Source organism: Alphaproteobacteria bacterium (assembly GCA_035625915.1).
Taxonomy (GTDB): Bacteria; Pseudomonadota; Alphaproteobacteria; order JACZXZ01; family JACZXZ01; genus DATDHA01.
The window spans coordinates 1-4,407 of sequence record DASPOR010000017.1 but is presented as its reverse complement, the minus strand read 5'-3'; the positions used below and the strand labels follow the sequence as shown (position 1 = coordinate 4,407).

General features: G+C 60.0%; 4 protein-coding genes. All 4 read left to right on the top strand.

Annotated features, from left to right (window positions below):
- Nucleotides 1-1,108, top strand: a 1,108-nt coding sequence (locus tag VEJ16_01715) for a hypothetical protein (GenBank protein HYB08370.1), incomplete at its 5' end; no start/stop codon positions are given.
- A 61-nt stretch (nt 1,109-1,169) separates the two neighbouring features.
- On the top strand, nt 1,170-3,308 hold the full coding sequence (locus VEJ16_01710) for a mechanosensitive ion channel family protein (protein HYB08369.1): 2,139 nt from the start codon (nt 1,170-1,172) through the stop codon (nt 3,306-3,308).
- Between the two features lie 315 nt (nt 3,309-3,623).
- Nucleotides 3,624-4,100, top strand: a complete 477-nt coding sequence (locus tag VEJ16_01705) for a DoxX family protein (protein ID HYB08368.1) — start codon at nt 3,624-3,626, stop codon at nt 4,098-4,100.
- Nucleotides 4,097-4,407, top strand: a 311-nt coding sequence (locus tag VEJ16_01700) for an alcohol dehydrogenase catalytic domain-containing protein (protein ID HYB08367.1), incomplete at its 3' end; no start/stop codon positions are given. The genes VEJ16_01705 and VEJ16_01700, both read left to right, overlap by 4 nt.

Below are 4,407 nucleotides of genomic sequence, written 5' to 3'. Positions count from 1 at the left end.
AAAAGCGTCCCTGCGGTTTGCCGCGGGCCAGGACGGCCTTCAGCTCTCAGCCGATAATCAAGTCGAGGGCCTCGAATTGAACACCGATCTCGATCGGCGAGCACTCTTCAACGATACCAGCATCGAACGTCTCGGCCGGCTTCTGTTGCGAAATCTCCGTATCGAAGGGGTCGTGCAATTCCTGGCGCGTGATCGGGTACAGAACGGCCATGTCGAGGTCGAGAACATGGACATCGTGTCCGCCGATGCGCGCGGCTATGAAGCGCGCCCCAAGGGCTATGGCGTCGAGGTCATACCCGGTGCCTTCACGCTGTGGAACCAGCAAGTCGACCGTGCCGTTACAATAACGGCGGACGTCACCGGCTTGTCGGCTGGCCGTGCCGGCGCCCCCGTGCGCGGGAGCGGCATTTTCGTGAGCGGCGGGAGCGATACGGGAGGCCGGCTGATCGTCCGCCGGCTGGAGACCGGAGCGGTTTACAGCAATGGCGGGATCGCGCCAGGCACGCCGGATCGCATCGCCGGCGGCGTGTTCGTCGTTTCCGGCACATTCGTGTACAGCGTGCGCAACTTGGGCCCAATCACGACTTATGGGCCAAACGACATGGTTCTGGATAACTGGGGTGCGGTCGGTCGCTGGATCGCCGAGGAGAAGATCACGTCTTACGGCCCAAGCGGCATCGGATTCGTCAATTTCGGCACGGTGGATCTCCTTCAGATCAATGCGCCGATCGAAACATTCGGTCAGGGATCGCGTGGCTTCAATGTCTATGCCGGCACTGCAAATACTGCGGAGTTCGAGCGCATCGTTACGCACGCTGATGGGGCAGTCGGTATTCAAATCAGTCAACCCATCGGCCAGCTCACGGTGCGCCGAGGTATCGAAACCTATGGAGGTACGGGCGACTCGCTGGTCAAGGGCGTCGTCGTAAAGCTCTCTGCCATCGCGCTCAGCATCAAGCCGGGCGGCTCCGCACGGAAGATAGCGGTTGCCGGCGGCCTCATCACGCACGGCAACGGTATCAATCCATTGGAACTGCATGGTAGGGTCGACTCCTTGCAGATAACGGAGGGTGTTGCGGCGGTCGGGGGCGGATTTGAAGGGAATTAGAGGGCGGCGAGCGCCAAGGGCAACGACGCGGGCTGGCGCGAGGGGAAAATTTACCGCGTTTTTGTTTCTTCTCATCCTTGCGGCAATCGTTCACGACGGCTTGACATCGGCGCATGCGCAAGCAACGGCGGCGCCCCCGCCCACGAGACCTGCACAAGAGGATCTGCGTGCGCTCGCCGAACTTCTCGGGAAACCGGATATCCAGGCTTGGCTGAAGGCGAACGCGAATTCGACTGCAATGCTATCGCAGCCCGAATCCGTGAGTGCCTCCCAGGCGATGGGAAAATATCTCGACACCGCGCGGGCTCTCCTGCGACGTCTCGCGGACGCCATACCGCACCTTCCCGAGCAGCTCGGGATCATCTGGATGACATTGACGCAGGAATTTCGGCAATACGGCTTTCTCGCGCTGTTCGGCCCGCTCGCCGCGTTCGCTTTGCTCGGCACTTTGGCCGAGCTTTTATTCCGACGAGGAACGGCCGGGATACGGAACCGAATTACGGTCCTTCCCGTCGAGACGGTTGAGGATCGGCTGCGTGCCATTTGTTGGCGGACACTTTATGGGGTCGGCCTCATCGGCGTCTTCACCCTCGGCAGCGTCGGCGCCTTCCTCGCGTTCGATTGGCCGCCGCTGCTCCAGCAAATCATGCTCACCTACCTTATCGTGATTCTTGCCGTACGACTGACGATCGTGGGAGGCCGAATCATCTTGGCGCCGGGGGCTGAGCGCTTCCGCATCTTGCCGATGTCGACCCGAACGGCTCGGTACTGGTTCGTGTGGTCTGCGGTGCTTGTCGGGACGTTTTATTTCGCCAAGGGTACGTTCCGGTTGGTGCCCTCCCTCGGTGCCAATTTGGACAGCCGAACGGTCGTCGGCAGCATCCTTAGCATCCTGCTCCTGAGTCTCGCTCTCGCGGCATTGTGGCGACGCCCGTCTTTCGACGGCAGCTTTCCGACCCAGCGCGCCCGCGACGGCTGGACATGGTTGATCAGCGTCTATCTCGTCGGCGTCTGGCTTACGGTGTTCACCGGAGAGACGGCGCCTTTCGATATCGGGATTGTTCTCCTGCTCGTTTTCCTGGCGAGTTTTGGGCTACGGCTTGTCGTCGAGCAGTTACTTCGAACATCGGATGCGGAGGCGGCGGGTCGCGTTCGCCGTCCGTTTGCGGTCGTGGCCTTTCATCGTGGCCTTCGCATTATGCTGATTGCGGGTGGAGCCATTGTCGTGGCGCACATTCTAGATCTGGACCTGACGGCCCTCGCGGCGAATGACACCGTTGCAATGCGCACTGCCCGCGCTCTGCTGGACGTCATCATCATCGTGCTGGTTGCCGATTTCATTTGGCAGATGGCACGTATCTGGATCGATCGTCGCCTCAGCGAGAGAGCGTCGGACGGCGAGATCGGTTCAGAGGCGGAGGCGCGCAACCGTCAGCGCGTACTTACGCTTCTGCCGGTTCTCCGGCACTTACTGCTGGTCACGATCGTTGCGGTGGCCAGTCTCACAGCACTCTCGACCGTGGGCGTTGCGGTCGGACCGCTTGTCGCGGGAGCGGGAATCTTCGGCATTGCCGTCGGCTTTGGCGCGCAGTCGCTAGTGAAAGACGTCATTTCCGGCGTATTCTTTCTCTTCGATGACGCATTCCGGGTAGGCGAATATGTCGAGTGCGGTCACATCAAGGGTACGGTGGAAGCGTTCTCATTGCGATCGCTCAAATTGCGCCACAATCGAGGGGCGCTACACACAGTTCCCTTCAGCGCGCTTTCCACGATCACCAATTACTCGCGCGACTGGGTCGTCGAAAAGATTTCAATTGGGGTCACCTATGACACCGACTTGGCGACCGTGAAGCGGATTGTCAAAGAGATCGGCGCTGCGCTCGAGGAGGATCCAGAGTTCGCGCCGCAAATCTTGGAAACGTTGAAGATGCAGGGCGTGGAGGAGTTCGGCGATTTTGCGATCCGAGTGAGCCTCAAGATGACGACTCGCCCGGGTAACCAGTCCTCGATAAGGCACCATGCCTATGCGCTCATCAAAAGCGCATTTGAAAAGGAAGGTATTCAATTCGCTTACCCGACCGTAACTGTTGTGGGCGACGCATCGGCGGGTGGGGCCACGACGCGCGCCGCGGCGAAACTAGGCTTCGATCTCTCGCAGCCGCCAGCGCCAGCCGGCCTCGGCGACACTTCCTCGCCATAGCACAAAGCGACCGGTCACGCAGGGACCCGGCCTTCGGCAGAGGATCGGCTGAAAGCAACGGTCGACGCCGCCAATGCCTGCCGACAGCCCAGCGTCGTGGCTTGGTGCCGCGTCAGGTGAGACATTATTCCACAACCGAGAAACCGATTCCCATTTTCCCCCACTAATCGGGCGAGCACAATCGATTGACAATGACAGCACCGTGCCAAGACGCGCGCGCCGAAATTACGTTTATTGCCATGAATGTGGATACGCCGAGCAAAAAATACAGTGTGTCGAGTGGATAATACATAGATGGTCGGCTAAGGAGTGGTGATGAAGGTGGAGTATAAACTGATTGAGGCGCCGGCTCGCCTTCTCATGGCGCTGCTGTTTTTAATGTCTGCGACGATCAAGGTGACCGAAACGAGCGGGATTCAAGCCTACATGCAAGCATATGGCGTGCCGGAGATGCTGGTCTGGCCCGCGGCCGCCTGGGAATATGCGGCTGGGGTGTTGCTCCTCGTTGGTTATTATATCCGCCCAATCTCGTTGCTCTTGGCGGGATGGTGCGTGATCACAGCCCTCATCTTCCACGCGAAGTTTTCCGACCTCGATCAGCTCATGAATTTTTTCAAGAACATGACGATGGCGGGGGGCTTTCTGGTGTTTGCGATGAACGGGTCGCGGGGCGGAAGCATCGACGCCAAGCTCGCACCGCGCGGACGTGCGGCTCGATTGGGTGCCACGCGGAGTGCGGCAAACGTTCGTCTGCACGGCCGCAAACTGCTAGCCCGAGCAGGGATGCGATGACGACGATGAAGGCGGCGGTCGTTCATAATGCCGGCGGTCCGGGTGTCCTTAAGCTCGAGAATCGACCCATTCCCGCGCCGAGACAAGGCGACGTCCTGATTCACGTAAGGGCGTTCGGCCTGAATCGATCGGAAATGTTTACTCGGCAGGGGCTCTCCCCATGCGTCGAGTTCCCGCGAATCTTGGGGATCGAAGCGGTCGGTCTCGTGGCAGACGCGCCGGGGACCAATTTTAAAAAAGGCGATATTGTCGCGACCGCGATGGGCGGAATGGGGCGGCACTTCGATGGCAGTTATGCCGAATATAC